The 26818-nt window shown below is 72.3% G+C and carries 21 protein-coding genes; 2 read left to right on the plus strand and 19 right to left on the minus strand.

From position 1 onward, the window contains the following. The first annotated feature begins 380 nt into the window (after window positions 1-380). The gene (locus F3T56_RS36225) at window positions 381-1649 is read left to right on the plus strand and encodes an IS110 family RNA-guided transposase (protein WP_246204250.1); all 1269 of its coding nucleotides are present in this window, start codon (window positions 381-383) and stop codon (window positions 1647-1649) included. A gap of 88 nt (window positions 1650-1737) precedes the next feature. On the opposite strand, the gene F3T56_RS36230 is transcribed toward F3T56_RS36225, so the two are convergent. The 19 genes from F3T56_RS36230 to F3T56_RS36320 form a co-directional block, all read right to left on the minus strand. Next, window positions 1738-3177 (minus strand): MFS transporter, encoded by a 1440-nt coding sequence (locus F3T56_RS36230; protein WP_149829606.1) that lies wholly within the window; start codon window positions 3175-3177, stop codon window positions 1738-1740. Further along, window positions 3174-3503 (minus strand): hypothetical protein, encoded by a 330-nt coding sequence (locus F3T56_RS36235; RefSeq protein ID WP_149829607.1) that lies wholly within the window; start codon window positions 3501-3503, stop codon window positions 3174-3176. Before F3T56_RS36235 ends, F3T56_RS36230 begins: the two co-directional genes overlap by 4 nt. Next, window positions 3478-4299 carry a DODA-type extradiol aromatic ring-opening family dioxygenase gene (locus tag F3T56_RS36240; RefSeq protein ID WP_149829608.1) on the minus strand — a complete coding sequence of 274 codons (822 nt, stop codon included), beginning with the start codon at window positions 4297-4299 and terminating at the stop codon, window positions 3478-3480. The genes F3T56_RS36235 and F3T56_RS36240 overlap by 26 nt, the downstream gene beginning before the upstream one ends. Before the next feature lie 2 nt (window positions 4300-4301). Beyond that, complete coding sequence (locus F3T56_RS36245) at window positions 4302-5375, minus strand: Gfo/Idh/MocA family protein (RefSeq protein WP_149829610.1); 1074 nt, start codon at window positions 5373-5375, stop codon at window positions 4302-4304. A gap of 43 nt (window positions 5376-5418) precedes the next feature. Next, window positions 5419-6198, minus strand: a complete 780-nt coding sequence (locus tag F3T56_RS36250) for an SDR family NAD(P)-dependent oxidoreductase (RefSeq protein WP_149829612.1) — start codon at window positions 6196-6198, stop codon at window positions 5419-5421. Next, entirely contained in the window at window positions 6195-6905 is a 711-nt protein-coding gene (locus F3T56_RS36255) for a 4'-phosphopantetheinyl transferase family protein (protein ID WP_172639305.1), read from the minus strand. The genes F3T56_RS36250 and F3T56_RS36255 overlap by 4 nt, the downstream gene beginning before the upstream one ends. Beyond that, the gene (locus F3T56_RS36260) at window positions 6902-7540 is read right to left on the minus strand and encodes a class I SAM-dependent methyltransferase (RefSeq protein WP_149829615.1); all 639 of its coding nucleotides are present in this window, start codon (window positions 7538-7540) and stop codon (window positions 6902-6904) included. Before F3T56_RS36260 ends, F3T56_RS36255 begins: the two co-directional genes overlap by 4 nt. Before the next feature lie 48 nt (window positions 7541-7588). Continuing rightward, window positions 7589-8656, minus strand: a complete 1068-nt coding sequence (locus tag F3T56_RS36265; RefSeq protein WP_172639306.1) for an HAD-IIIC family phosphatase — start codon at window positions 8654-8656, stop codon at window positions 7589-7591. After that, complete coding sequence (locus F3T56_RS36270; RefSeq protein WP_216373044.1) at window positions 8653-9783, minus strand: acyl-CoA dehydrogenase family protein; 1131 nt, start codon at window positions 9781-9783, stop codon at window positions 8653-8655. Before F3T56_RS36270 ends, F3T56_RS36265 begins: the two co-directional genes overlap by 4 nt. Window positions 9784-9836: 53 nt before the next feature. Beyond that, on the minus strand, window positions 9837-10097 hold the full coding sequence (locus tag F3T56_RS36275) for an acyl carrier protein (protein ID WP_172639308.1): 261 nt from the start codon (window positions 10095-10097) through the stop codon (window positions 9837-9839). A 1-nt stretch (window position 10098) separates the two neighbouring features. Continuing rightward, window positions 10099-10959 carry a 3-hydroxyacyl-CoA dehydrogenase family protein gene (locus tag F3T56_RS36280; RefSeq protein WP_149829621.1) on the minus strand — a complete coding sequence of 287 codons (861 nt, stop codon included), beginning with the start codon at window positions 10957-10959 and terminating at the stop codon, window positions 10099-10101. Next, window positions 10956-13961, minus strand: coding sequence for a type I polyketide synthase (locus F3T56_RS36285; RefSeq protein WP_149829623.1), 3006 nt, complete (start codon window positions 13959-13961; stop codon window positions 10956-10958). Before F3T56_RS36285 ends, F3T56_RS36280 begins: the two co-directional genes overlap by 4 nt. Then, window positions 13958-16366 (minus strand): non-ribosomal peptide synthetase, encoded by a 2409-nt coding sequence (locus F3T56_RS36290; protein ID WP_149829624.1) that lies wholly within the window; start codon window positions 16364-16366, stop codon window positions 13958-13960. Before F3T56_RS36290 ends, F3T56_RS36285 begins: the two co-directional genes overlap by 4 nt. A gap of 89 nt (window positions 16367-16455) precedes the next feature. Beyond that, on the minus strand, window positions 16456-17925 hold the full coding sequence (locus F3T56_RS36295) for an FAD-dependent oxidoreductase (protein ID WP_149829627.1): 1470 nt from the start codon (window positions 17923-17925) through the stop codon (window positions 16456-16458). After that, window positions 17918-18889, minus strand: coding sequence for a phosphotransferase family protein (locus F3T56_RS36300; protein WP_149829628.1), 972 nt, complete (start codon window positions 18887-18889; stop codon window positions 17918-17920). Before F3T56_RS36300 ends, F3T56_RS36295 begins: the two co-directional genes overlap by 8 nt. Then, window positions 18886-20160: a hypothetical protein gene (locus F3T56_RS36305; RefSeq protein WP_149829630.1), complete on the minus strand. Its 1275-nt coding sequence runs from the start codon at window positions 20158-20160 to the stop codon at window positions 18886-18888. The genes F3T56_RS36300 and F3T56_RS36305 overlap by 4 nt, the downstream gene beginning before the upstream one ends. A gap of 52 nt (window positions 20161-20212) precedes the next feature. After that, on the minus strand, window positions 20213-21181 hold the full coding sequence (locus tag F3T56_RS36310) for a transketolase family protein (RefSeq protein WP_149829632.1): 969 nt from the start codon (window positions 21179-21181) through the stop codon (window positions 20213-20215). Next, window positions 21178-21996, minus strand: coding sequence for a transketolase (locus tag F3T56_RS36315; RefSeq protein ID WP_149829633.1), 819 nt, complete (start codon window positions 21994-21996; stop codon window positions 21178-21180). Before F3T56_RS36315 ends, F3T56_RS36310 begins: the two co-directional genes overlap by 4 nt. Window positions 21997-22086: 90 nt before the next feature. Next, window positions 22087-25551, minus strand: coding sequence for a fatty acyl-AMP ligase (locus F3T56_RS36320; RefSeq protein WP_149829634.1), 3465 nt, complete (start codon window positions 25549-25551; stop codon window positions 22087-22089). 368 nt (window positions 25552-25919) lie between these two features. Between F3T56_RS36320 and F3T56_RS36325 the strand changes: the two genes are divergently transcribed. Continuing rightward, on the plus strand, window positions 25920-26561 hold the full coding sequence (locus tag F3T56_RS36325) for an LOG family protein (RefSeq protein ID WP_172639309.1): 642 nt from the start codon (window positions 25920-25922) through the stop codon (window positions 26559-26561). Window positions 26562-26818 lie beyond the last annotated feature (257 nt).

Genomic DNA, 26818 nt, shown 5'->3' on the forward strand with positions numbered 1-26818 from the left:
CTACCGAGCCACCCTCGCCGAGGGACTGGCCGCATAGATCGTCTCCACGCTGCGAGGGGATTGACAGTCGAGTTGTTCGATATGGCGGCGGTGCCGGTTACCCGCTACCGCTACCGAGGCAGCAAGATTCCCAATCCCTGGGTCCCTGCATAACCACGCAGAACGGCAGAGACCGTGGAGAGCCCGTTGCGTCGTGAGGCGCACGGCGGGTTCGGCGAGCGGCCTGGGGAGACGGACCGGGAGCAATCCCGGCACCGCGCCCCAGGCCGACTCAACCCGGGCCCGGGAGGTGCCGTCGGAGACGCTGATGAGAGGTCCGGCCACCGCCCGGTCCGGCGCAATGCCGGACAGCTCGCGGGCGGCAGGTCTGCATAACGTGGATGCGCGCGTACGACACCACTGCCGAGGCCGGCACCGTTCAACTCCATTGGAAGGGTGCGATGTTCGACACCAGCAACGTGGGCGTCTTCCTCGGCATGGACGTCGGCAAGAGCGCCCATCACGGGCACGGACTGACCCCAGCCGGGAAGACGGTCTTCGACAAGGCCATGCCCAACAGCGAGCCGAAACTGCGGGCCGTGTTCGACAGGCTGATCGCGAAGTTCGCCACCGTGCTGGTGATCGTGGATCAGCCCGCCTCGATCGGCGCCCTCCCACTGACCGTGGCCCGGGACGCAGGCTGCCAGGTCGCCTACCTGCCCGGCCTGGCCATGCGCCGGATCGCCGACCTCTACCTGGGTGAGGCCAAGACCGACGCCAAGGACGCCGCGGTGATCGCGGACGCGGCCCGCACAATGCCGCACACCCTGCGCTCGCTCGAACTCACCGACGAGATCACCGCCGAGCTGACCGTCCTCGTCGGCTTCGACCAGGACCTCGCGGCCGAAGCCACCCGCACCTCCAACCGGATATCTCACCCAGTTCCACCCGTCGCTGGAACGCGTCCTCGGCCCCCGCCTGGACCACCAGGCCGTCACCTGGCTCCTGGAGCGCTACGGCTCCCCGGCCGCCCTGCGAAAAGCCGGCCGCCGCAGACTCGCCGAGCTCATCCGACCCAAGGCCCCACGCATGGCCCAGCGGCTGATCGACGACGTCTTCGACGCACTGGACGAGCAGACCGTCGTGGTCCCGGGGACCGGCACCTCGACATCGTCGTGCCCCGCCTGGCTGCCTCGCTCGCCGCCGTCCACACCCAGCGCCGGGCTCTGGAAGCCCAGATCAACACCCTGCTGGAGGCGCACCCTCTTTCCCCGGTCCTGACATCGATGCCCGGCGTCGGCGTCAGGACCGCCGCAGTCCTGCTGGTCACCGTCGGCGACGGCACCAGCTTCCCCACCGCCGCCCACCTCGCCTCCTACGCCGGACTCGCCCCGACCACGAAGTCGTCGGGCACCGCGATCCACGGCGAACACGCGCCCCGAGGCGGCAACCGCCAGCTCAAACGCGCCATGTTCCTGTCCGCCTTCGCCTGCATGAACGCCGACCCCGCCTCCCGCACCTACTACGACCGCCAACGAGGCCGCGGGAAGACCCACACCCAAGCCCTCCTCCGCCTCGCCCGCCAACGCATCAGCGTCCTGTTCGCCATGCTCCGCGACGGCACCTTCTACGAACCCCGCACCCCCAAGGACGTCGAGCTCGCCGCATAACCCCAGCAAGACCGAATCACCCCAAACCCGACAGAGGCGCCTTGACGAAGGACATAGAGGCACCCCCCGGCGCGGCCCAGCCCGCCGGTCAGCGGGGTGGGGCGAGGCGTCGGGGGAGGAGGGTGGCCGCGATGAGAGCCGCTGTTGTCATGAGGAGGCCGCCGATGAGGAAGGCGCGGGTATAGCCCTCGGTCAGGGCAGCCGAGGTGGCGGGGTCGGCCTGCTGGTGGATGGTGGCGGTGGCGGCGGTGACGAGCACCGCTAGGCCGATGCTGCCGCCGCACTGGCGGGCGGAGTTGAGGAGCCCGGAGGCCAGTCCCGCCTCCTCGGGGGCGACGTCGGCGATGCCGACGGCGGCGGTGGTGACCATGCACAGGCCGATTCCGGCGGCGGTGAGCAGGGAGGGGCCTAAGAAGTCGGCGAGGTAGCCGCCGTGCGGGCCGATCGCGCTGAGCCAGGTCATCCCGGCCGCCGCCAGCATCAGCCCGGCGATCAGCGGCGGGCGGGGGCCGAAGCGGGGCAGGACGCGGTGGGCCACGACCGTGGCGCTGACGACGCCTATGCTGAACGGCACGAACGCCAGGCCGGTGCCGACCGGGCTGTAGCCGAGGACGCCCTGGAGGTAGAGCGAGACGAAGTAGAAGGCGCCGAACTGGCTGCCGGAGATCAGGAATGTGATCAGCGCCGCCACCGACAGCGACCGGGTCCGCAGCACGCTGAGGCGGACCAGCGGCACGGCGGCGCGCCGTTCCACCGCGACGAACGCGCAGGCCAGCAGAGCGGCGAGGACGAATCCGCCGAGGGTGTGCGGGGAGCCCCAGGCGTGGACGTCGGTGCGCACCATGGTGTACACCAGCACGGTCATCGCCGCCGTGACGAGCACCGCGCCCGTCACGTCCAGGCGACGGCGGCGGGGCGGTCGCGGGTCACTGAGGCAGGCGACGGCAAGCGGGATGACAACGACGACGATTGGCACGTTGACGAAGAGCGTCCACCGCCAGTTCAGGTACTCGGTGAGCATCCCGCCGAGCAGCACCCCGGCGGCCCCGCCCGCCCCGGCCACCGCGCCCCAGACGGCCAGCGCGCGGTGGCGGGCCGGGCCCTCGGCGAACGTGGTGGTGATCACGGTCAGCCCGACGGGCAGCAGCAGCGCCCCTGAGACGCCCTGCACGGCGCGGGCGGCCACCAGTTCCCCAGGGCCCCGCGCCAGCCCGCCCAGCAGGGAGGTCAGCCCGAACAGGCCGAGTCCGAGGACGGCCGCGCGGCGCGGCCCGGCCAGGTCGGCCAGACGTCCGCCGAGCAGGAGCAGGCCGCCGAAGGTGAGGTTGTAGGCGTTGACCACCCATTGCAGGCCGTTGGCGTCGAACCCGAGGTCCGACCTGATCGACGGCAGTGCCACGTTCACCACCGTCAGGTCCAGCACCACCATCGTCTGGCACAGGCACGCGACAGCGAGAACCAGGCCGGGGTGCGGTGGCCGTCCTTTGCCGTCGCTTCTGACGGCTCCCTCGGCCCGGGGGGCGCTCATGGGCCGGTCTCCTTCGTCGGCGCGGGCTCGGGGGCAGCGCGCAGGCGGCGGCCGTAGTTGTCCAGGTCGAGGCCGAACAGTTCAAGGGTGGCGAGCCGGACCAGCAGCAGGGGGTGCACCCCGCGGTCGTAGAGCGCCCGGATGTCCCCGGCCAGCAGTTCGCCGCGTTCGTCCGCGCTCAGGGGAAGACCCTCCAGCGTCGCTTCGGGGTCGGTCTGTAGGTCCGCGCGTAGGCGTGGGTCCTGGGCGGCCTGGTAGCAGAGCTGGTTGAGCGCGTAGGAGCGGGCCAGCCGTACGGCGTCAGCGGGTCCAGGTGGCGAAGGCATGGCCCTCTCCCTCTTCGTAGTCGAGGTGACGCAGCGTCAGGTCGGTGCAGGCGCCGAGCACCGCGAACCAGCTCAGGATCTCGCCGGCCACGGTGCCCGCGTCAGCGAGGGTGGCGGGGGTCGCGCTCTTGAGCAGCTCGCCGATGCGGCCCGTCCGCAGGGTGTCGGCGACCTGGGCCGCCCAGTCGGGGCGGGGGATCACGTGGCCGTGCCCGGCGGGAACGCGCGGGCTGCCGACGTCGAGGGAGAAGCTGCCGCTGGCCACCAGGGCGACCCGCAGGTCCTGCGGCCAGGCCGTCACCGCCTCGGCGAGGGCCCGACCCAGGGCGAAGCAGCGGCGGGCGGAGGGGAAGGGCGCGACCATGTCGTTGATTTGGACGGCGACGACCGGCAGGCGGGCGTGCGGGTCCAGGAAGTGCAGCGGTACGGCCACCCCGTGGTCGGCACCGCCGCGCAACACCAGGGAGAGGTCGAAGTCCTGGGTGACGGCGTACGCGTGCAGGTGTGCGGCCAGTTCGGTGTGCACCCGTACCGGCGTGGCGGGCACGCCGGGCACGCCGTCGACGGGGCAGATCAGTTCCGTGCCGGAGGTGATGGCGAAGGTGGGCCAGTTGTCGAGGAAGAAGGCGTTGATGTGGTCACAGTTGAAGACGCACAGCACGTCTGGGCGGGCCTCCTCCAGGAGGCGGCTGACGGCGGCGTAGCGGGCGGCGATGTGGGCGCCGTCGGGTCCGGCCGCGAGCCGGGGGTAGACGGGGGTGTGCGGGAGGCCGGCAGCGGCGACGATCGAGGCCATGCTCAGGCCCCCCGCATCCGTCCCGGGCCGGGCAGACAGGCGGCGTCATACAGCTCCTCCAGCAGCCGCACCATGTCGGCACCGGCCTCCGGTCCGGTCTTCATGCCGGTTCGGCCGGTCACGGCGGTGGCGAAATCGGCCACCTGGCGGCGGTGCGAGGTTCCGTAGTAATTGATGCCCGGTGCCGCCTCGGGGAGGGTGCGGCGGCGTTCGGCGGCGCGGCGCTCTAGCTCGGGGTTGCCCTGGGCGCGGTGCAGTGTGGCCGGGTGGTCGATGTCCAGTTCCACGGTGCCCTCGGCGCCGACGAACTCCAGCCGGGTGCGCCAGGTGACCGTGGAGCCGACGGTGACGGAGAGGGTCACCGGGACGGTGCCCGCCGTGAGCAGCGCGCACAGGGTGTCCTCGGTCTCCATCGCGCCGAACAGCTCCCCGGTCACGGCGACCGCAGCTCGCACGGTGAGGCCGCCGCAGAGCGCCTGAGTGACGTCGAGGCAGTGGTAACCCTGGTTGACCAGCGCTGAGCCGCCCTCGTGCGCCCAGGTGCCGCGCCAGTAGCTGTCCCGGTAGTACGCTTCGTCGCGGCTGGCCTCCAGGGAGGCGCGCACGTAGCGCAGCCGTCCCAGCAGGCCGTCCTTGAGCCATTCGTCCAGGGCGGTGACCAAGGGGTCGTAGCGGTGCTGGGAGACGGTGGCCAAGACCAGGCCGCGTTCGCGGGCCTCGGTGAGCAGGTCGCGCGCGTCGTCGCCGGAGAGCGTCAGCGGCTTCTCCACCAGGACGTGTTTGCCCGTGCGCAGCGCCTGGCGGGCCAGGGCTGCGTGCTGGGCGTGGTCCACCGCGACGGTCACGCTCAGCACGGCGGGGTCGGCCAGCACCTGGGCGGGGTCTGTCGTCCAGCGGGGGATGCCGTGCTTCTCGGCGAACGCGGCCGCGACGTCCGCGTCCCGGTCGCAGGCCCAGCCGATCGTCCAGGCGCCGTCGAGCGCCTGGAAGGCGTCCGCGTGGTTGGGCGCCACCCGTCCGCATCCGATGACGGCGTGGTTGGCGGGTTCGTCGCGCGGGCGCGTGGGGTCGGGCATGTCTCTCCTAGGTCAGCGGGTTGTGAAGGGGGCGGTGTGGTGCTCAGACGTAGCCGTTGACCAGCCAGCCACCGTCGACGGCGAGGGTCTGGCCGTGGATGTAGGCGGCGGCGTCGGAGCAGAGGAAGAGGACGGGGCCAGCGATGTCGGCGGGGGTGCCACGGCGTCCGGCGGGGATGCGGCCGACGATGCCGTCCTCGCTGAGGTGGCCCTCGGCCACGGCCGGGTGCGGGGTCTCGATCTGGATCATGCCGGGGGCCACGGCGTTGACGTTGACGCCCCGGGGGGCCCACTCCAGGGCCTGGGCGCGCGTCATCTGGAGCACTCCGCCTTTGCTCGCCGCGTAGGCGGCGCGCTGTGGGAAGGCGGTGAAGGACAGCAGCGAGGCGAAGTTGACGATCTTTCCATGGCCCCGCTCCAGCATTGCGGGCGCCACCCGCTGGGTGACCAGGAAGGTGCCCAGCACATTGGTCTCCAGCAGAGCGCGGGCCCGCTCCGCCGGGAAGGACTCGCTCGGGCCGAGGTCGAACGCCCCGGCGCAGTTGACCAGGACGTCGACGGGCCCTTGGGCCGCCACCGCGTCGTCCACCATCTGGGTGACGTCGGCCTCGGCGGCCACGTCGCAGGTCAGAGCGAGCGCCTTGGCAGCGCTGCCGCGTGCACCGATCTCGGCGGCGGCTGCCTCGACCTGCGCGGTGGTGCGGCTCGCCACGGTGACGGCGGCGCCCTCGGCGGCGAACGCCAGGGCGATCACGCGGCCGATGCCCCGGCCGCCTCCCGTCACCAGGACGTGGCGGCCCTGGAACGACTGCGTGTGCGTCATCGTGCGGACTCCTCTCTCAGGGCACCCCGGCCGTCGGCCGGGGTGCCCGGCGGGGGCGCGGACCACTGGGCCCGCACCGTCACCGCCGTATCAGCAGCTGCTGTGGCGACCGCGACGGCGATGGCGCACCGGTCGTGGTCGAGGGAACGGACCCTGCTGTGCGCGGGCTCGTCCGGGGTGTGCCGCCAGCCGTCCGGGTGCGGCGGTCCGAGGTGGATGCGGGCCAGCGGGCGGGTCAGGCCGTGGCCGGTCATCTTGGCCAGCGCCTCCTTGCGCGTCCACACCCGCAACCAGTCCCGCTGGTCCTGCGGCACCTCGTCGTCCGAGTGCAGGACGAACGGACGCAGCCGGTTCCAGGCCACGTCCGTGCGAAACGCCTCCACGTCCACCCCGACGGGTACGTTGCCCAGCGCCACGGCCGCCCAGGGGTGGGAGTGGGACAGGCTGACGTAGCGCGCGGCCCCCGGCGGCGCGGGCTCCAGGCGGGGCTGCCCGTGGTCGGTGGCGCCGCAGGTGACGCAGCGCCGGGCGAGCGGCACCTGTTCGGGTGAGCAGCCCAGGTACTGGGCGCAGAGCCGGCGCAGCAGCGCGTGGGCCGCAGGCCGGGCGGCGGCGTCGGGGCCGAGTCCGATGGCCGCGCTGTCCAGCTCGGTCACCCGCACCTCCACCCACGGCTCCGCGCGCCCGTCGGGGGCCGGGCCGGTCACGCGAGCGGGGTCTGGGCGCGCTTGCGGAACACGCCGAGCCAGTGCCACTGGTCGGGGCGGGCCTCGGTGGGCAGGTTGCGGAAGCGACGCAGCTCCTCGACCTCGAAGCCGGGCAGGAAGGGGTCGAGGACGTCATCGGAGGTGAGCCGGATGGGGCCGCTGCCCGGGGTCATCCGGTCGGAGAAGCCGACCATGACGAACAGGCCGCCGGGCTTGAGTATCCGCCCGACTTCGGCGGCGTAGGCGGCGCGGGCCTCGGGGCGGACGTTGTGGTAGATGAACGAGTCGTTGACGACGTCGGCGCTCTCGTCGGGGAGCGTGGTCTTGAGGAGGTCGGCTTGGATCAGCTCCAGCTCCACGCCGTACAGGGCCGCGAGCTGCTCGGCCGCGGCGAGCGCCGTGGCGGAGGCGTCGACGCCGGTGACGGTCATGCCGTGGCGGGCGAGGAAGGCCGCGGCCACGCCCGCGCCGCAGCCGAGGTCCACCACGCGCTGGCCCCGGGCCAGGGTGCCGTCGATCACCAGGTCGGCGAGGACCGGGCTGACCGTGCCGGTGAACCAGGAGATCTGCGCCAGCGGGTTCTCCTCGTAGAGCTTGGCGAAGCCGCTGACCCAGCGGTCGGTGAATGCCTGCATGAACGTGCCTTTCCAGAAGTGAGGTTGGGGAAGGTGCCGTCTGTCTCGTCAGTCGGTGACGAGGGTCAGGAAGGCGGGGTGGGTACGGGGCGCGGAGGGTGACAGGCCCAGGCGCAGGGTGGTGCCGTCTTCGTGTTCGGTGCCGAACCCGGCCAGCCGGTAGACCATGTACATCGGCCGGTTGACCGCCGTGTGCCGGAAGTCGGCGGTCAGGCGCAGCTCTCGGCGGTCGGCCTCGTCCGCGAGGTTGGCGAGGACCGCGCCGCCGACGTTGCGTCCCATGACCCGGCAGGACATCAGGAAGAGACGGATGCGCCACTCCCGTTCCGCCTCGGTGAGCAGGACCATTCCGACCATGCCGTAGTCGCCGAAGACGTCCGCCAGCGAGATCACCAGCAGGGTGTTCTCCGGGCGGGTCATCAGGTGCAGCAACTGGTCCTGAGAGAAGGTCAGCCCGGTGGTGTTCAACTGGTTGGTGCGTACGGTCAGTTCAGCGCCGCGCGCCACGTCGTCCGGGGAGGCCGGGCGGATCGACAGCCGCATTTCCAGGGAGCGCAGGAACGCGCTGCGCGGGCCGGTGAAGCTCTCCTCGTAGTCTCGGCGGCGGCTGTCCTGCTGATAGCGGACGCGGCGTTGGGCGCCGTCCTCGGTGACCGTGGCCGGGGTGAGGTCGGGGCGCTCCAGCAGGGTGGCGACGTCCAGGGCGTCCACGCACCGCACCGGAAGCTCCGAGGCGACCTCGGCCCGTTCGAACGCGGAGTCGTCGACGAACAGGAGGGTGTCGGTGCCGATGTTGAGTTCCTGGGCGATACGGCGCAGCAGGACCGACTTCGGCTCCCAGGAGACCTGGGGGAAGAGGAAGTAGTCCGCCAGCCCGAACCTCTCCAGGGTGGCCCGCACCGTGTCGGGGGCATTCTTGCTGGCGATCGACTGGAGGACGCCCCGGGCGTCCAGGGCGTGCACCGCCGCGATGGCGGCCGGGTGTGGCGTGACCTGGGTGTCCTCGGCGAGGATGCCGTCCCAGAGGGTGTCGTCGAGGTCCCACACGACGCATTTCACCGGTGGGGCTTCGGGGTATTCGGCCGGTGTCGGCCCGCTGTGACCGGTCGTCGTCATCGGTTTGCTCCTTCCGGCGCGGCGCGCCATCTGGCGATGACCTGTTCGGCCAACAGGTCCTGGACGAGCTGGGTGTTGCCCTCGATGACCTCCATGACCCGGGCGTCGCCCAGGCGGTGGTGGACCGCGCCGTCGGCGAGGAGCCCCTCCGCGCCGTGCACCTGGGCGGAGACCGAGGCGGCCAGGGACGCGGCGCGGCTGGCCGCGAGCTTGGCTGCCAGCACCTCGCTGACGGCCCACTCGGAGGAGGCGTCCAACGCCGAGGCGGCGCTGACCGCCAGCAGGTGGGCGCCGCGTACGGCGACGTCGGTGTCGCTGATGAGGCCGCGCAGCAACTGGAAGTCCTTCAGCCGCCGCCCTGCCGCGCCGGCGCGGTCGGCGCGGGCCAGGGTGGCCTGCACGCAGGACTGGGCCAGGCCGACCGAGCCGAACGCCACCCACAGGCGGCCCAGGGTGAGGGCCCGGCCGCCCACCTGGGTCAGGCCGAACCCGGGGCGGCCCACGAGCCGTTCGGAGCCGACCGCGCAGCGGTCCAGTTCGAGGACAGCGAGCCGGGCCGCGCGGAAACCCGCCGTGGCAGCCTCCGGGATGATCCGCACGCCCGGGTCGTCCCGGCGCACCACGAAGGCCGCGTCGCCGGACTCCGTCATCGCGAAGACCAGGAAGACGTCCGCGAGCTGGCCGAAGCAGATCCACCGTTTGGTGCCGGTCAGCCGCCAGCCCGAGGGGCCGCGCTCCGCCCAGGAGGTGAGCGAGCGCACGTCGCTGCCGGAGACAGACTCGCTCAACGCGAAGGCGGCCAGCTCCCGCCCGGCGGTCAGCTCGCCGAGCCGGGAGCGGGCTTCGGCAGAGCCCCAGCGGGCCAGCGCGTGGGTGACCATGCCGTGCACGGTCAGCAGGCTCTGGAGCGAGGACGACAGCGTGCCGAGCAGGCGGTTGGCCTCGCCGTAGCGCTGGTGGGTCCAGGCGGTGCCTCCGTAGCGGGCGGGCACCAGCGCGCCCAGCACGCCGGTGGCGGCGAGGTGCTCCCCCACGTCGTCGGGGACATGCCCGGCTCGCTCCCAGCCCGCCACCCGAGCGGCGAACTCGCCCTCGGCCAACGCCCGCAGTTCCGCATCCTTTGTCAACTGGTGGTGCACGCATGGGGGTTGATGGCCCGGCTTGCGTGTGGCGGCCGCGCTCATGCGGTGCCGGCCTTGCGGTCGACGAAGGCGACGACGCCGTTGACGCTGTCGAAGTTGGCGATCTCCAGGTCCTCGTCCTCCACGGTGATCCCGAAGCGCTGCTGGATGAAGTCGATCATCTGCACGGCGACCAGGGAGTCAAGCAGACCGCCGGTGATGAGCCGGACGTCGTCGATGCCCTCCACATCGTCGATGAAGCGCTTGAGGAACTCCTGGACAGCGGAGCGCACTTCCTGGGTGGAAACCTCAACGGGCATGTCACTGCTCTCCCTCGACGCTGTACGTGTAGAATCCGCGCCCGCTCTTGCGGCCGAGATGCCCGGCGTCGAGCATCTGCCGCAGGACGGGGGCCGGGGTGAATCGCTCTGGTCCGTGGTGCTCGGCGAGCACATCGAGAGTCCGCACGATGGTGTCCACGCCGATGAGGTCCGCGGTGCGCAGCGGCCCCGACCTGTGGCCGAGGCAGCCGCTGAACAGCCGGTCCACCTCCGCGGGCCCGGCGACGCCCGCCGCGGACAGGGCGGCGGCCTCGTTGACGAACATCATCAGGCAGCGGTTGATGACGAAGCCCGCCTCGTCGCGCACCACGACGCTGCGCTTGCCCATGTGGCGCAGGACCGCCTCCAGTTGGTCCAGCGCGCGCTGGTCGACGATGTCGGTGCGTACCACCTCAACCGTGTCGATCAGGGCGACCGGGTTCATGAAGTGCGCTCCCACCAGGCGCGCCGGGTGGTTGGTGACCAGGGCGAGCCGGGTGATGGGCACGGCAGAGGTGTTGACCGCGACAACGCAGTCCGGGGCGAGCACCTCATCCAGCGAGCGGTGCACCGCCTCCTTGAGCGCGATGTCCTCGGTGACGTTCTCCACGACCAGCCCGCAGTCCTTCAGGTCGGTTGGCTCCTCGGTGAACCGCACCGGGGCCGAATCGGCCGGACCGCGCCGCAGCCGGGCCAGCCGCTCACCGTCCTCGATCGCCCGCCTGGCCCGGGTCAACGCGTCGGCGGAGATGTCGTGCAGGACGACGGGGATGCCGGAGCGCGCCACTGCGTGCGCGACGCTGCTGCCGATCACCCCGGCGCCGACCACGCCGACTGCGTCGACCGGACTGCTCCCGCTCATGAGGACCTCGTTTCGGTGGCTGTGTACATTTCGATGTTGCGGGCCATCTGGGAAAGTACGGCCGACTCGAACACCACCGGGCTGGGCACGTGCACGCCGGTCTCCAACTCCAGCAGCGCGATCAGCCGGGCGCCCATGAGGGAGTCGCCGCCCAGGTCGAAGAAGTGGTCCCGGCCACTGACGTCGGGGACGCCGAGCACTGTCTGCCAGATGGCGGCCAGCCGTGTCTGCATCCCGGGCGCCTCGGGGGCCTCGGCCGTCGTGGCGGCCGGAGGTGCGGCGTCGGCGGCGGCCGGGGCGGGTGTCGCCGCCTCGTGTGCCGTTACCGGGCCGGTGTCCCCGGGCCGCCACCAAGGGGCCTCGGGCACGGCCGACACCTGGTGGGTGGAGCGGTCGGCCGCGCGCGGCGGCATCGGCGCGGCGGCGCCCCGGCGGTCCGCACGCAGCGCCGCCCAGTTCACGTCGGCACCGGCCTGCCAGATGCGGCCCAGGGCCCGCGCGAGCGTCCAGGCGTCGCCGGACTCCTCGTAAGCTCGCCGGACCGTGGCCACCGTGACCACGCCCTTGGCCGCCAGACCGGTCTGGCTGGCGACGCTGCGGAGCTGACCGGGGCCGATCTCGACCAGGACGGAGCAGCGCTCGGCCATCTTGGCCACGGCGGTGCCGAACCGCACCGGGCGGGAGAGTTGGGCCGCCCAGTGCCGGGGCTCGGCGGCCTCGGCACCGATCCAGTCGGCCGTCAGCCCGGAGACCATCGCGGTTTGGGGCGGTGCCGAGGGCACCTTCGCGAACAGTTCGGCCAGGTCGGCGGCGGCGGCGGCGAGCATGGGGGTGTGGAAGGCATGCGAGACCGGCAGCAGCCGGGCCTGTGTGCCCTGCCGTTGCAGCCGGGCAGCCAGCTCCGACAGCGCGGGCAGCTCCCCGGCCAGTACCGCGCTGCTCGGGGTGTTCTCGGTGGCCAGCCACACCCCCGGGCCGGTCAGCGCGGCGGCCTCGGCGCCGGGCAGTGCGACTGCGAGCATTCCGCCCCCGGGCTGCCCGGCTACCAGTTCCGCCCGGCGCACCACGACGTCGAGGGCGTCCGGGCGGCTGAGGACCCCCGCGACGGCGGCGGCCGACAGCTCTCCGAGGCTGTGGCCCATGACAGCGGCGGGGACGACCCCGAGGTCGGCCAGCGCGTCCGCCAGCGCCTGCTGGACGCAGAACATGACGGTGTGCGCGGCCACGGGGTCCTGGAGCGCGTCGGAGCCGGAGGCGCCGCGTAGCATCGCGCGCAGGTCCACCTTTCCCGCCGGGAGCGCGGCCGGGGGTGCGGCCAGGGATCGCAGATCGCGCCCGGCGCGCTCCCCGGCCTGGTCAAGGAGGGCCGCGAGCCGGTCGCCGAAGCCGGGCAGGTAGTCCGTCAGCCCTGCGGCCATCCCCGGGTAGTGGTCGCCGATGCCGGAGAAGACGAAGCCGACACTGGGCGCCTCTCCGACCGGCTGGGTGGGTGCGGCGCTCCGGTCGGTCATCTCCTCCAGGTGGCCGGCGGAGCCCTCCTGGGCGGTGACCGCCCAGCGGTGCCGGTGGTGGGTGCGCCGTTCCTGCAAGGTCAGTGCGGCGCCGGTGAGTGGCACCGCCGCGGCCACGAGGTGCCGGGCGTACGTCCCGGCGGTCGCGGAGAGCGCGCGGGCCGAGTGGGCACTGAGGGTGAGCACCTCGGGTACGGGGGGTGCGGGGGCCTGCGGTGCGGGCCGTTCGAATTGTTCCAGCAGCAGGTGGACGTTGGTGCCGCCGAGGCCGAGCGAGCTGACCGCGGCCCGCCGGGGGTCGTCGGGAGAGTCCCAGTGCGCGGTCCGGTGCGCCAGCACGGAGCGAGCCGCCTCGTCGCGGGAGAGGGCGGCGGGCCGCGCCGGGTGCGGGGAGCCGGGTACGACGCCGGTGTCCACAACCTGGACGGCCTTGAGTAGCCCAGCCAGGCCGGATGCCTCCCGCAGGTGTCCCACGTTGGCTTTCACCGCGCCGACGGTCAGGCCGTGCCGGTAGACCCGCTCCAGGGCGGTCCACTCGGTGGCGTCGCCGAGTTCGGTGCCCGAACCGTGCGCCTCCAGATAGCCCACCCGGTCAGCCGCGAGCCCGGAGAAGCGCAGGGCCGACTCCATCAAGCGTACTTGGGAGGCGGCGCTGACCGAGGCGAAGCCCGCCTTGGCGCCGTCGTTGTTGACCGCCGAGCCGAGCACGACCGCGTGCACGTGGTCGCCGTCGGCCAGGGCGTCCTCCAGCCGCTTCAGCACGACGCAGGCGACGCCGTCGCCCGCTACGGTGCCGTCGGCGTCGGCGGAGAACGGGCGGCAGTTGCCGCTCGCCGACCCGATGCCGCCGTGCCGGAAGACGTACCCGTACTCCTGCGGTACGCGGACTGCCGCCGCCCCGGCCAGCGCCACGTCGCACTCGTGGGCGGCCAGGGCCAGCGCGGCCTGGTGCACGGCGAGTAGCCCGGTGGAGCAGGCCGACTGAAGCACCACGCTCGGCCCGGTCAGCCCGAGTCGGTAGGAAACCCGGGCGGCGAAGTAGTCCTTCTCGTTGCCAGTCTCCAGGAGGACGTCGTCGAGGTCGCAGTCCGGCAGTGCGGCGCGGGCCAGCGCCTCGTGGCGCGAGCGGCCCACCCCGGCGTACACCCCGACGTCACCGGCGGCGCCGCCGGCCCCGTACAACACGCCGGCGCTCTCCAAGGCTTCCCGGGCCACGTCCAGGAACAGTCGGTGCTGCGGATCGGTGCGGACCGCCTCAGCTGGGGCCATCCCGTACAGGCCGGGGTCGAAGTCGAAGACAGCGTCGATCAGGCCGGAGGCGGCGACGAAACGCGGGTGCCGCAGCAGCGACGGCGGGACGCGGCCTTCCAGCACGGTGCGGGACAACCGGGTGATGCTGTCGCGCTCACGCACCAGGTTCTCCCAGAAGGAGCGCGGGTCCTCCGCCCCTGGGAACCGGCATGCGGTCCCGATGATGGCGATACGGGTCATGACAGCTCCACCCCGGCGGTCTCGGCGCGGCGGCGCCGTTGGTCCAGGGCGGCCTGCCGGGCGGTGCGGGCCGGGTCGGCGGCGGGCTCCGGCGGCGCGGCGGCATCCTGCGCGTCCGTGCCAGGTCGTGTGAGGAGCCCGGCCTGGGAGCGGATCGTCGGGTGGTCCAGCAGGTCGGCGGTGCGGACTGTGACGCCGAACTCCTGCTCGATCATGGAGCGCAGGGTGATCAGCCGCAGCGAGTCACCGCCGACCTCGATGAACTGATCGTAGACGCCGATCCCGTCGACGCCGAGCACCCGCCGCCACTGCGCCGCCAGCCGGGTCTCCGTCGAGGTGCGGGGAGCCGCGTACGGAGTGCGCAGCGGCGGGCGGACGCCGGGGACCGGCACCAGGGCGCCGCGGTCCACCTTGCCGCTGAGCAGCAACGGCAGCCGCTCCAGCCAGACGAACGAAGCCGGGACCATGAACTGCGGCAGGCGGGTACGCAGGAACGCCGCCAGTTCGTCGACCGGCACCGGCGCCGCCGCCGGAGTGAGAAAGGCGACGAGCCGCGCGCCCTGCTCCTCGTCAGGGAAGCCGACCGCCACGACGTCGCCGACTCCGGGGTGTTCGCGGATCACCGCTTCGACCGCCGTGGGCTCCAGGCGCTGACCGCGCACCTTGATCTGAAGGTCAGCGCGGCCGATGTAGTCGAGCTGCCCGTCGGGCAGGAACCGGGCCAAGTCGCCGGTGCGGAACAGGCGGGGCACGTCGGTGTCGAAGGTGTTGTCGACGAAGCGCTCGGCCGTGAGGTCCGGACGGTTCAGGTAGCCGGTGGCGAGACCGGGCCCGCCGGTGAGGATTTCCCCGACGACGCCGGGCGGCACCCGGCGGCCCACGCCGTCGCACAGGTAGACCCGCATGTCCAGGGCGCGGCCCACGACGGTGCCTTCGCCCCGGGCGGCGGTCGCGTCCGGGCGATGCAGGACGTAGTCCGCCTCGGTGAGCGTGTAGGTGTTGTGGACCGCGAAACCCCGCTCGCGCAGCCGCTGTTCGAGGTCGGGCTGGAGCTTCTCGCCGCCCGCGAAGATGTGCCGCAGGGAGCCGGACAGCTCCGCGAAGCCCGGGTGGGCGGCCAGCACGCGCAGCATGGACGGCACGAAGCTGACCACGGTGACGCGCTGCTCGCGCAGGAAGGGCACCAGATAGCGGTCGTCGCGCTCCACGCCGTCGCGGGCGATGACGGCCGTGGCGCCGACCGCGAGCGGCCACAGCAACTCTCGGAAGGAGACCGGGGACTTCAGCAGCACCCGGTCGTCGGGGCCGAGCCGGTACATGGCCTGTTCGAGGGCGATCCGGGTGACGTGCATCCGGTGGGGCCGGACCACGCCCTTGGGGACACCGGTGCTGCCCGAGGTGAAGATGAGGTACGCGGGGTCCTCGTACCCGGCGCGGTCCGGTGGCGGCTCGTGCGGGTGTTCGCCCGCGGCGCACACGCCGTCCAGCGCGATGGTACGCAGCCCGGCGCCCGCCTCCCCGGCCTTCGGCCCGTCGGTGCCAAGCAGCAGGTGTTCGGCCCCGGCCTCCTTCAGGACCGCCTCATGGTGGGCAACGGGGTGGTGCGGGTCCAGGTAGAGCACGGCGCCGCCGGCCTTCAGCACGGCCAGCAGGCCGACGAAGAGTTCCAGGCTCCGGCCGCCGCTCAGCGCGACTGGTAGGCCGGGCCGGACCCCGGCCGCCACCAGGGTGCGGGCCAGGGCGTTCACGGCGTTGTCGAGCTGGCGGTAGGTGAGCGAGCCGCTCTCGGCGCACAGGGCCTCGGCGTGCGGGGTGCGGGCGGCCTGGGCGGCGAACAGCGCGTGCAGGGTGGTGGGTTCGTAGCGGGTCGCGGGGCCGGAGTGCTCGGCCAGGAAGGCCGTCTCCGCCGGGCTGAGCAGGGACAGGTCGGCAAGCGGCCGGTTTTCGCCCTCCAGGTGGGTCGCGACAAGGTCCAGGTGTACGGCGATCTGCTCAAGGGTGCCGGTGTCGAACCGGGCGCTGGGCGAGGCCAGTTCGAGGACAGCGCCGGGCACGACGGTCAGGTCGGCGGGGCCGACGCCGGGGTCGGCCGCCCCAGCCACCACCACGGCGTCCGACTCGGCGGGGGCGCCGGTGCCGTCCGGCGCGGTGACAGCTGCGAGCAGTTCACCGAACCGCCCCTCCACCGGCAGAGATTCGGCGGTGGTGAGCGGGCCGCCGGAAGTGCCCACGTGCCAGGACTGGCCGTAGCGGTGGGCCAGCAGGCACAGGGCGGCTGCGAGCGCGCTCTCCACGGCGACGCCGTGAGCCAAGGCGACACGCCTCCAGGGCTCTACTGGCCGGCTGACCGGTTCCGGCGGCCCTATGGGGTCCGGCAGCGGGATCTGCCGGGTGAGTGTCAGCACGCTGGGCTCCTTCACAGCACATGGCGCCTTACAAGGCGCGGGAATCGCAAACGGAAAGGACGGGCGGGACGGCGGGCGGGCGCCTCCGGTCAGCGGGTGAGCGCGGAGCGGGCGGCCCGGACGCCGGTCACCGCCCCGTACGTCACGCCGATGATCTTGGAGGAGGAGTCGCCGACGAAGTACAGGCCGGGCACGCTGGACTCCAGGTCGGCGGAGAGGTCCAGGGCCGGGTAAACGCGCTCCACCACGGGCGCCGCGAGCAGAGCGTGCGGACCCACCAGGCCGGGGCTGAAGGCATTGAGCCGCTCGATCATCCCGGCGACGTCGGCGACCCGCTCGGGTCCCAGGGCACCCGCGAGGTCGCCACGCGCGGCGCCGAGCAGGCTGCTCGTCACCGTAGGCCCGCCGGGGACCGGGGGCAGCCCCAGGAACTCCCCGACGGTCTCCACCACCGACCCGCCATCACCCGCCTTGTTGACCCGGCGGGCGAAGTCCAGGGCGAAGTCCGTGCCGTCCAGGCCCTCGGGGACGTCCACGGTTGTCAGTATGCCGAAGTTGGTCCGCGCGGTCGGGGTGGTCAGGCAGTGCTGTCCGTCGAGAACGACCGTGCCGTGGAACTCGTACTCCATGATGCGTCCGCGCTCGCAGACGCAGAAGGTGCGCACCGGCTGGGCGGCGTCATTGAGGAAAGTCAGCTTGGGATTGTGGCAGGCGGCGGTGAGGGGGGCGGCATCCTGCGCGGACGTCTCCAGCCGGACACCGAGGTCCACCTTCCGGGGGGAGCTGTGCCGGACGCCGAGATCGCCGAGGAGCCCGCGTACCCAGCCCAGGCCCAGCTTGCCCGCCGCGACGATCACCGAACGGGCCTGGAACTCCCCGCCCCGGGGCCCATGGACACTCACCGCGAAGCCGCCGTCCGCCTCCTTGCGGACCGCGCTGACCCGGTGCCCGGTGAGCACCACGCCGTGCTCCGTGCGGATCTCGGCGATCAGCGCCTCCACCACGACCAGCGCCTCGTCCACGGTGATCGGCTGCGAGGGGGCGGTGTCGCTCAGGGAGAACCCGTCCAGCCCGCCGCCGGGCTGCCCGGGCGGCGACTGGTCGTGCGGCGCCGGCTGCTCGACCCTGGTCAGGCCGAGCCGGTAGAAGGTCTCGTACACCTCCCCAATGCCGCGTTGGGCGGTGTCGAAGTCCCCGAGCGCGCGTTCCAGACCACTGTAGGACCGGGTGCCGCCGCTGCCGTCGCTCTCGATCTTGGAGCGGGTCAGTCCGGTGATGTAGCCGAGGTTGGTGTCGAAGTGGAACGCGGCGCCGCCGACCCCGGTCAGGCAGGTGCAGTGCGCGCACTGGAGGCGGAACTTCTCCACGTCGCGGACGCGCTGGCCGCGCAGCACGGCGGTGACACGGGGGCACAGGCTCCCACGCATGTCGTCGCCCGCCTCGACCAGCAGCACCCGCTGTCCGGCCCGGGACGCCTCGTGGGCGGCGAACAGGCCGGCTGGCCCGCCGCCGATCACCAGGAGGTCCCAGCGGGCCGCCAGGGGCACGGACTCAGTCATCCAACGCTCCAATCCATCGGGGCTCCGCAGCGAGGAAGCCGCGCATCAGTGGCAGGTAGAACAGGTGGTCCGTGGGCCGTCGCTGCTTTTCGACCCGGCGGTGCAGCCACAGGCAGCTCACCGGGAGCAGCCGGGCCAGGTCGGTCGCCGACTGGCCCGTGGCGCGGGCATAACGGCGCAGCGCCGCGCGCACAGCCGCACGGTAGGGCCCGTCGGTGGCGAGCATCTGGGTGTTCAGCCAGTCGAACCCGCGCTGCCTGTACTCGGGGAAGACCAGCAGCGCGCTGGTCAGCACGGTGTTCAGCAGGTCCACGGCAGGGATGCCGACCTGCTGGTAGTCCTCCCAGTCGATGAGGGCCAGGTCCTCCCTGTCCGAGTTCCACCGGATGTTCCAGGGGCCCAGGTCGCCGTGGACCGGGCCGGTGCGGGTACGGGTCAGCGCGTCGAGCGCGGCGGGACCGGCCTGCTCCAGCTGCTCCCCCACGTAGGCGCTGGCGACCTGCGTGCCGTTGCTCGGTCCGGCGGAGTCGGCGGCGTGCAGGGGCAGCATCATGTCCACCGCCTGGCTCAGCAGCCGCCGCAGGGTGTCCGGGGAGTCGGCGGCGTCCAGGACGTCGGAGAAGTCCCGGCCGGGCAGGAAGGTCATGACGAAGCCCCGCTCAAGGCTGCGGACCAGGGCCGTCCTGGGCACCGTGGTGGGGGCCAGGTCGCGCAGGACGTCCCGTTCCCGGGCGACCATCGGGTCGGTGGGGTCCAGGGGGATCTTGGCGACGATCTCGGCACCGGCGGACGGCCTGCCGGCCACGAACAGCCGCCTGCGGTGCTTGCGGGCACTGTCGGGCACCCACCACCGCAGGTCCCGTACGTCGGCGGGCCAGGCGGGGTCGGCGCGCAGCCCGCTCAGTGCCTCCTCGATCGCGACGCCGAGCTGCTGGTTCTCTTCTCGTAGCGCGGACAGGGTCATCGCGGCTGTCCCGCCGTCCGGTCGGCGGTGGCCACCGTCTCCGGCTCGAACAGCGTGCGGACGACGTCGCGGATCGGCGTGCCGCCGAGCTGCGGGCGCAACTCCTCGATGCCGCGTGCGCGGTGGCGGGTGTCGAGCCCGACGTAGGTGCCGATCCAGTCGTTCATCATGTCGCGGAACCGCTTGTACAGCCTCTCGTCGGAGTGCACGGACTCCGCGAGAGCGGCGATGGCCGCCGTGCCGGTGAAGTCGTCGGCCGGGACACTGTGCTCGGGAACCACGGTGCTCAGCTTGCTGCTGGTGCGGTGGAACAGCGTTCCCGCAAGGCTCTCCAAGTTGAAGACGTGCCCGTAGTGCTGTTCGGGCAGGGCCATGGGGAACCGGCGCAACTCCACGGCCTCGTGGATCGCGGTCAGGCCGGGGGTGAGCATGTAGTGCGGCGCCGTGGCCACGTTCCGCAGGAACTGGTCGTGGGAGAGCAGCCGGAAGGACGCCCGGCGCGAGCCCTCGGTGATGTGCCGTTCGCGGCCGTCCCCGAAGGCGCCTCCGCACACGATGACCTCCTGGAAGGACTCCCAGTCGCAAAGCAGGTCCGGTACCCAGCGGTCGAAGAGCTTGAGGTAGGCATTGTTGACGTCGAAGTCGAGTAGGAAGTTCTTGAAGCCGCCGATGTTGATTAGCAGGTCGCATTCCGGCGCTGTCCCGCAGGTGGCCTCGGCGATGCTCTGGAGGTCGATGATGGAACCGGTCAACTTGGGCTTGTGGACGCCGAGTTCCTCGAAGAGGGCGATTCGCTCGCGTACGCCGGGGAAGTTCTGCGTGATGCTGTGGGTGGCCAGCATGTGCGCGGCCAGAATCCGTTCGTGCGGGCGCAGCTCGGCGAAGTGGGCGAGCGCCTTGTCGGCCGAGCCGCGCGGGACCGACCGGCACAGCTCGGCCAGCTCCGCAAGCGGGCGCTGGTGCTGCCAGAAGCTGAACAAGCTGTCCACCATGACCACCGGACGGTCCGCGGCGGCTGCGCGGATCACCAGGTCGGCGTCCATGACGGAGACCACCTGGTCGCTGCTGTCGATCAGTTCGCCGAGCAGGCTCTCGTCCCGCGTGCCCATCTCGTGCAGCTCGTCGAATGCCTCGCTGTTGCGCCGGGCGTAGAGGGCGGCCACCGTGTCACCGCAGAAGACGCGGTGATGGTGCGACATCAACCGCGAGATCGCGGCGAGTTTGGATATGGGGCCGAATCCTGCGCTCTGTGCGCCCATCAGAATCTTCATAGGACATTCCTGTATTGGCTGCTTCGGCTAACCTGACTGGGCTCGTCCGCTGTCACCGCCGCGCCCCGGCTCCCGGGCCGCGTACGGCGTCGAGGACGGAGGCGGCGACATCACCGGCCGTGATCCGGTAGTGGGCGAGCAATTCCTCCCGGTCCCCGATGGGCGGGTAGCCGGTGTGCACGCTGTGCGCGGCGAACGCGCCATGCCACTGCCCGGCCAGGGCCAGGGCGGTGGCAGCGCCGAGGCCCGAGGAGGCCAGGTGCTCCTCCACCACGACCACCGCGTCAACCCCGGCGGCCAGCTCGCGCACCCGCTCCTGGGGGAAGGGCGTGACTGCGGTCAGGGCGAGGACGCCGAGTGTATGGCCGGGGCCGGCCAGGCGGTCGGCGGCGTCCAGGGCGATGCCCACCCCGGCGCCCGCCGCGACGGCCAGTGCCCGGCCCGGCGGGCGCATGAGCAGGCCCGTACCGGCGTCGAAGCGTTCGTCCGGCGCGTGCACGACCCGGTCCGCGCGGGCGCCGAGCCGGACGTACGCCGGCCCCGGTACAGCCAGCGCCTGGCGAACCGCCCAGGCCGCGTCCACCACGTCGGCGGGGCAGTAGACCCGGGTGTGCGGCAGCGCGGAGAAGAACCCGAGGTCCTCGGGGCAGTGGTGGGTGGGGCCCAGTGTCCCGTAGCTGAGCCCTCCGCCGACCCCGACGAAGGTGACGTCGAGCCCGGGGTTGGCGACGTCGTTGCGGATCTGCTCGGCGGCCCGCCGGACCAGGAAGGGCGCCATCGCGCAGACGACGACCCGGCGCCCGGCGCGGGCCAGTCCGGAGGCGACACCGACGAGGTTGGCCTCGGCTATGCCGACGTCGATGTAGCGCTCGGGATAGCGCTCGCGCACCCCGGCAGCCAGCGCCTGGCCGTCCGCGCCGAGCACCACCAGGCGCGGGTCGGCGTCGGCGGCCTCCCGCAGCACGTCGGCGACGACCGGGCGCATCGGGAGCGCGGTGACGGTGTTCGTGTCGGTACTCACGCCGCCCCCTGTCCGGTGCCGACCAGAGCCCTGGTCGCGGCGGCGTGCTCCTCGGGGGTGAGCTGGACGTAGTGGTAGCGGGCGTCGCCCTCCATGAGCGACACGCCCCGTCCCTTCACGGTGCGCGCGACGACGACGGTGGGGCGGCCGTCCTGCCCATCGAGCGCGGTGCGCAGCGCGGTGCGCAGGGCCGCGTGGTCGTGCCCGTCGGCCTCCAGCACCCGCCAGCCGAACGAAGCCCACTTCGCGTCCAGCGGCTCCAGGGAGAGGATCGACTCGGTGTGCCCCTCCTGTTGCAGACCGTTCCGGTCCACCACGGCCACCAGGTTCGCCAGCCGATGGTGGGCGGCGAACATGGCGGCCTCCCACACGGAGCCCTCGTCCAACTCGCCGTCGCCGAGCACCACGACGGAGCGCTGTGCGGTGCCGTCGAGGCGGGCGCCCAGGGCGAGGCCCGCGCCGATAGACAGGCCGTGGCCGAGCGCCCCGGTGGCGGCCGTGACGCCAGGGGTGCCCTCCACCGGGTGCCCGGCGCGCGGATCGTCCAGCCCCGCCACCCCGAACTCCGCGAGGACGCTGTACAGCGCCCACACGGAGTGACCCTTGCTGAGGATCACCCGGTCCCCACGGTGCCCGCTCGGCCGGTCGGGGGCGAAGCCTGTCAGGTCGTAGACGCCCACCAGGATGTCGATCACGGAAAGTGAGGCGCCCAGGTGCACGCCCCGGGAGGCGGCAAGGTCCAGAAGGCGTCTGCGGGCCCCGGTGGAAACCGCGGCCAGCGCGCGGTCCGGCCTCTCTGCTGCGACAGGGGTCATTGCCGTCCTTTCTGCATTGGGGTACGGGATTCCTCTCGGTGCGCGGCCACGCGCGTTGGAGAGGCACCGCGTGTGGGCATGGGGCGGTTGTCAGTCTTTCGATGAAATTTCTGGCGCATCGGCAAACCAACCCGAGATCGGCCGGTCCGCGTTTTCCCCGGCGATCTGGAGTACGCGGATGTATTCCTCGAAGAACGACGTGAGCGTGGCCGGCCCAAAACGCTCCGGGTTGTAGCGGAACGTCGAGAAGAAGGAGTCGTGAATGGGCGCCACCAGCATGGCCAGGTCGAACCTGCTCCCCTCACCGCCGAGCGGGAATACCTCGGCCGTCGACTCTCCCAGAGCCAGGGTCACGTTCGGTACGCCGAGGGCTAGCGCCGCGAGATCCGCGAGCTGGGGCAGATGACTCTGCTGGTGGAGGAAGCTGATGTGGAAGGGCTTCCCCGCGCCGTCCGCCGACTCGTCCGCCAGGCGTTCACTCAGCAGCGGGAAGGGGAGGTTCTGGTGCTCGATCGCAGCGCGCACCGCGCCGGAGGTGCGGTCCACGACCTGGCGGAAGCCGGGGTCGCCGTCGAAGGAGACCCGCAGGACGACGTTGTTGGCGCACAGGCCCACCAGGCCCGAGGTCTCGACCCAGTTCCGTCCCGACATCGGGGTGCCGACGACCGTCTCCGCCGCGCCGGTGCGCAGGTGGAGCAGGGTCTTGAAGGCCGCCAGCAGGACGGCGTACTGGGTGGTGCCGGTGCGGTCGGCCAGGTCGCGGACGATGCCGGGCACCTCGGCGGGGAACTGGAAGCGCAGCGATTCGGGGCGGGCGGACGCGTCGGGCGCGTCGGCGGGGAGGCGGACGGGGTCGGGGGCGTCCCGCAGCCGCCGGGTCCAGTACTCCGCGTCGCGGTCCAGCTCGTCCTCGGCGCAGTAGCGCTCGTGGCGGCGCAGATAGGCGCGGTAGGAGGCGGGTGGGGGCAGTGCCGCGCGCTCGCCGCGCACGGTCGCGTTGTAGAGGCGGGTCAGTTCGTCGAAGATGACGGTGAGCGACCACATGTCGGCGACCAGGTGGTGCACGACCACTGCAAGGACGTGCGTGCCGTCGCCGAGGGCGTACAGGCCGATCCGCAGTTGCGGCGCCCGGCCGAGGTCGAAGCCGTCGACCATCTCGGTGCGGATGTGCCGCCGCACCCGCTCCTCGTCCCAGCCGTCGGCGTCCACCACGCTCAGGCACGGGTCGCCCGCCGTCTGCGGGTACTGGCGGGCGCGGCCCTGGTCGTCGGTGCGGAAGCTCATGCGCAGGGCCTCGTGCCGCAGCGTCACCTCCTCTGCCGCGTGCCGCAGGGCCGCCACGTCGACGGAGCCGGTCAGCCGTGCCGCACGGGTGATCACGCCGACGGGGTGGTCCGGGTTCTGGCGCAGCTGGGACCACAGGTCCTCTTGCGCCGGGAGCAAGGAAAGCCCGGCGGCGGATGCCTCGTCGTCGGGGCCGTCGGCGGGTGCCGCGTGCCCCTGCCCGGACACCGGCGGGCCCGCGGCAAGGATGTCCGACGCGTAACGCGCCAGGTCGTTCAGCGAGGTCTGCTGGAACAGCAGCTCGATGGGCAGCTCCACGCCGAGGTCATGATGCACGCGGTGGCCGAAGTCCGTCAGGCCGAGCGAGTCCAGACCGCTCGCAGCGGGCGCAAGCTTCGGGTCCACGTCGTCCGCCGTGAGGCCCGAGGTCCGCGCGAGGATCGCCGTCAGCGCCGCCACCACGTCCGCGAACCCGCCCCGCCCGGCGGCGGTCCCGTCCATCGGGGCGGGGGCGGGCCCGTCGTCAATGCCGGGCTGTTCGTGCTTCCAAACGACGGGCAGCTGCGCTTCCTCGAAGGCGGTGCGGCAGGCGCCGCGCCGGACCTTGCCGCTGGTGGTCTTGGCGATCGCGCCCGGCCGGGTCAGCACCACCGTGTGGACGGCGATCTCGTGGTCGTCCGCGATCCGGCGGCGGATGCCGACGGCGAGCCGCTCCAGCTCGGCCGCGCTCCGGCGGGAGGGGCCCTGGACCTCCTGGACGACGACTACCCGTTCGGTGCCGTGGGTGTCGTCGGCCACGGTGAAGGCGGCGCAGCAGCTGGAGCGCAGAGCGGGGTCGGTCCGCTCGGCGGTGGACTCCAGGTCCTGGGGGAAGTAGTTGCGGCCCCGCACGATGATGAGGTCCTTGAGCCGCCCGGTGACGAACACCTGCCCCTCGTGCAGGAAGCCGAGGTCGCCGGTGCGCAGCCAGGGCTCCCCCTCCGGTTCGCCCGCCGGCACAGCGCCGAACGCCTGCTGAGACTCCTGCGGCCGTCCCCAATACCCGCGCGCGACGCTCGGGCCGCGCACCCAGATCTCGCCGATACCCGCCGCGGGGAGTCCGTCTCCCGTCGGGCCGGCGATCCGCACGCTCATGCCCCGCGCCGGGGGCCCGCAACTGACCAAGGTGCTCATCGGGGCACCGGCCCCGGCGGGGACCGCCAGGTCCTGCGCGAGGGAATCACGGTCGAAGTCGACGGTGAGCGGGCGGCCGGGCTCCGCGCAGGTCACCATCAGGGTCGCCTCGGCCAGGCCGTAGCAGGGCCGCCAGGCGCGGGGGGAGAAGCCGCAGGCTGCGAAGGCCGCTTCGAAGGTCGCCAGAGTCTGCGCCTGTACCGGCTCCGCGCCGCAGAACGCCGCCCGCCACCGGGACAGGTCCAGGGTCGCGCGCTGCGCGTCGGTGATCCGGCGGGCACACAGCTCGTAAGCGAAGTTGGGCGCGGTCGTGATGGCGTGCTTGCCGCTGAGCTCACGCATCCAGCGGTAGGGGTCCCGGATGAAGGCGGTCGGGGACATCTGCGTGGTGGGGATGCCTCCGAACAACGGCAAGAGGATGGCGCCGATCATGCCCATGTCGTGGTAAGGCGGGAGCCAGGAGACTACCTCGAACGGCGTGTCCGGCTCGGCCAGCTGGAAGGTGGCGAGGATGGCCCGCAGGTTGTGCGCCAGGTTTCCGTGGGTCACCATCACGCCTTTGGGACGCCCGGTGGAGCCGGAGGTGTACTGGAGGAAAGCGAGAGCGTCGGCGCCGGGCGCGGCCCATTCCCCCTCCGCCCCTTCCCCCACCTCCGCCCCTTCCCTCACCTCGGACACATCCACCCAGGTCAGCCCGCGCAGCGACGGCGTCTCCTCGGGCAGCGCCGCGCCGAGCGCCGAGGTGCTCGCGTCGACCAGGGCGAGGGAGGCCTCGCAGTCGGCGCTGATGCGCTCCAATTGCAGAAGCGGCCCGGCGAGCCCCGCCGAGGCGGGGGTGTGGACGGGGACCGCCACCAGGCCGGCGTAGAAGCAGCCGAGCAGCGAGACGACGAAGTCGCTGCCCGGAGAGCAGGCGACCAGGGCGCGCCCGCCGCCGGGCCACTCGGAGCGCAGCCGCGCCGCGAGCCCCAGAGCCCGGGCCCGCAGTTCGCGGAACGAGTACACCTGCCGGGAGTCATTGTGCAGGAACGTCAGTGCCGGCTCGTCGGGACGGATATCGGCCCAGGAGTCGAGTCGCGCGGTAATGCTTTCAAACATAAAGCACCTGTCATGTCACAAGATTCGGGAGCCGACCGGGTGGGAAACATACGCAGAAGTTCCGACGGCCACAAACATAGGCGCCACACCCGGGATTTCCGTTGATCTTTGTTGCTTCACAGTTGATGCTTGTTGCCCTTGCTGTCACCGGAGCGGCCGTCCCGATGAAAAGTGCGCCGCTCCGATAATTATTGCTCCACTTCACCGACTCGGCTGGGATTCATTGCCTGCGGGTAAACGCCGAGATAGCGTCCACGGCGACGGGAATGAGTTCTCCCGGACAATTCTGTGGACTAGGAGACGTAAATGAGTGCTGGCGTGGCATGGTGTGCCGGTCCGTCGCAAAAGCGGACGGCGGGGGGCTCGCGATGACGGCCCGGTCCGGCGCGAAGCCGCGCGGGCTGAGCCTGTGCGTCTTCACCGGCGCCGCCACACAGTCGGTGCCCGAGGTGGTCGAACTCGCCAGGTCGCTGGGCGAGCACATCGCCCGCCGGGGGCACCGCCTGGTGTACGGCGGGGGTGCGGTGGGGCTGATGGGCCTGACAGCCCACGCCAGCGCGGAGCACGGGGGCGAGGTGCTCGGCGTCGTCCCGCAGACGCTGTACGAGCTGGAGCGGGGCTACGCGGCGCCCGCGCAGGAACTGCTGGTCACCAGCGACCTGTTCGAGCGCAAGCGCCTCATGATCGGCCTCTCCGACGCCTTCCTCGCGCTACCCGGCGGCTTCGGCACACTGGACGAGCTGCTGGAGGTCGTCTCGATGCACTACCTCGGCTATCACTCCAAGCCGATCGTTCTGGTCAACGACACCGCGTTCTGGAACCCGTTCCTCGCCCTGATCTCCAGCCTGAGGGACGGTGGCTACCTGGGGAACGTCAAGGCCCCCGCCTTCCACGTCACCTCCACGGTCGCCGACGCACTGGACCTGGTCGAGGCACACTGCCGCACGCCCGGCGACGCCCAGCGGCCCCCGGTGCGCGGCGACTCCGAGGCGAGCGCCGTCCCCGGCTGATCTGCCCACCGCCCTGGTGAGGGGCTCGGAGCAACGAAGAAAGAACAGCAGCCGGCGAGAGGGAGGAAGGGGAACGAGCCCGAGCGGACAGGCAGTGACGCACGTGCCGCGCACCCGGTAGGCGGCGGTTCTCGCCGGACTGGGGACGTGCCTGCCGTGTACCGCAGTCGGCAACGCGAGCTGGTGGAGCGCCTGGAGACCACCGACGACTGAATGCGGTCCCGGACCGGGATCGCAGCACCCGGACCTGCCGGCGA

It is taken from the genome of Streptomyces tailanensis, assembly GCF_008386495.1.
Classification (GTDB): domain Bacteria; phylum Actinomycetota; class Actinomycetes; order Streptomycetales; family Streptomycetaceae; genus Streptomyces; species Streptomyces tailanensis.

Bases quoted from the DNA above. Each gene is read 5' to 3' on its own strand.
- F3T56_RS36225 (WP_246204250.1), top strand. From the start codon at position 381: ATGCGCGCGTACGACACCACTGCCGAGGCCGGCACCGTTCAACTCCAT.
- F3T56_RS36230 (WP_149829606.1), bottom strand. From the start codon at position 3,177: ATGAGCGCCCCCCGGGCCGAGGGAGCCGTCAGAAGCGACGGCAAAGGA.
- F3T56_RS36235 (WP_149829607.1), bottom strand. From the start codon at position 3,503: ATGCCTTCGCCACCTGGACCCGCTGACGCCGTACGGCTGGCCCGCTCC.
- F3T56_RS36240 (WP_149829608.1), bottom strand. From the start codon at position 4,299: ATGGCCTCGATCGTCGCCGCTGCCGGCCTCCCGCACACCCCCGTCTAC.
- F3T56_RS36245 (WP_149829610.1), bottom strand. From the start codon at position 5,375: ATGCCCGACCCCACGCGCCCGCGCGACGAACCCGCCAACCACGCCGTC.
- F3T56_RS36250 (WP_149829612.1), bottom strand. From the start codon at position 6,198: ATGACGCACACGCAGTCGTTCCAGGGCCGCCACGTCCTGGTGACGGGA.
- F3T56_RS36260 (WP_149829615.1), bottom strand. From the start codon at position 7,540: ATGCAGGCATTCACCGACCGCTGGGTCAGCGGCTTCGCCAAGCTCTAC.
- F3T56_RS36265 (WP_172639306.1), bottom strand. From the start codon at position 8,656: ATGACGACGACCGGTCACAGCGGGCCGACACCGGCCGAATACCCCGAA.
- F3T56_RS36275 (WP_172639308.1), bottom strand. From the start codon at position 10,097: ATGCCCGTTGAGGTTTCCACCCAGGAAGTGCGCTCCGCTGTCCAGGAG.
- F3T56_RS36280 (WP_149829621.1), bottom strand. From the start codon at position 10,959: ATGAGCGGGAGCAGTCCGGTCGACGCAGTCGGCGTGGTCGGCGCCGGG.
- F3T56_RS36285 (WP_149829623.1), bottom strand. From the start codon at position 13,961: ATGACCCGTATCGCCATCATCGGGACCGCATGCCGGTTCCCAGGGGCG.
- F3T56_RS36295 (WP_149829627.1), bottom strand. From the start codon at position 17,925: ATGACTGAGTCCGTGCCCCTGGCGGCCCGCTGGGACCTCCTGGTGATC.
- F3T56_RS36300 (WP_149829628.1), bottom strand. From the start codon at position 18,889: ATGACCCTGTCCGCGCTACGAGAAGAGAACCAGCAGCTCGGCGTCGCG.
- F3T56_RS36305 (WP_149829630.1), bottom strand. From the start codon at position 20,160: ATGAAGATTCTGATGGGCGCACAGAGCGCAGGATTCGGCCCCATATCC.
- F3T56_RS36315 (WP_149829633.1), bottom strand. From the start codon at position 21,996: ATGACCCCTGTCGCAGCAGAGAGGCCGGACCGCGCGCTGGCCGCGGTT.
- F3T56_RS36320 (WP_149829634.1), bottom strand. From the start codon at position 25,551: ATGTTTGAAAGCATTACCGCGCGACTCGACTCCTGGGCCGATATCCGT.
- F3T56_RS36325 (WP_172639309.1), top strand. From the start codon at position 25,920: ATGACGGCCCGGTCCGGCGCGAAGCCGCGCGGGCTGAGCCTGTGCGTC.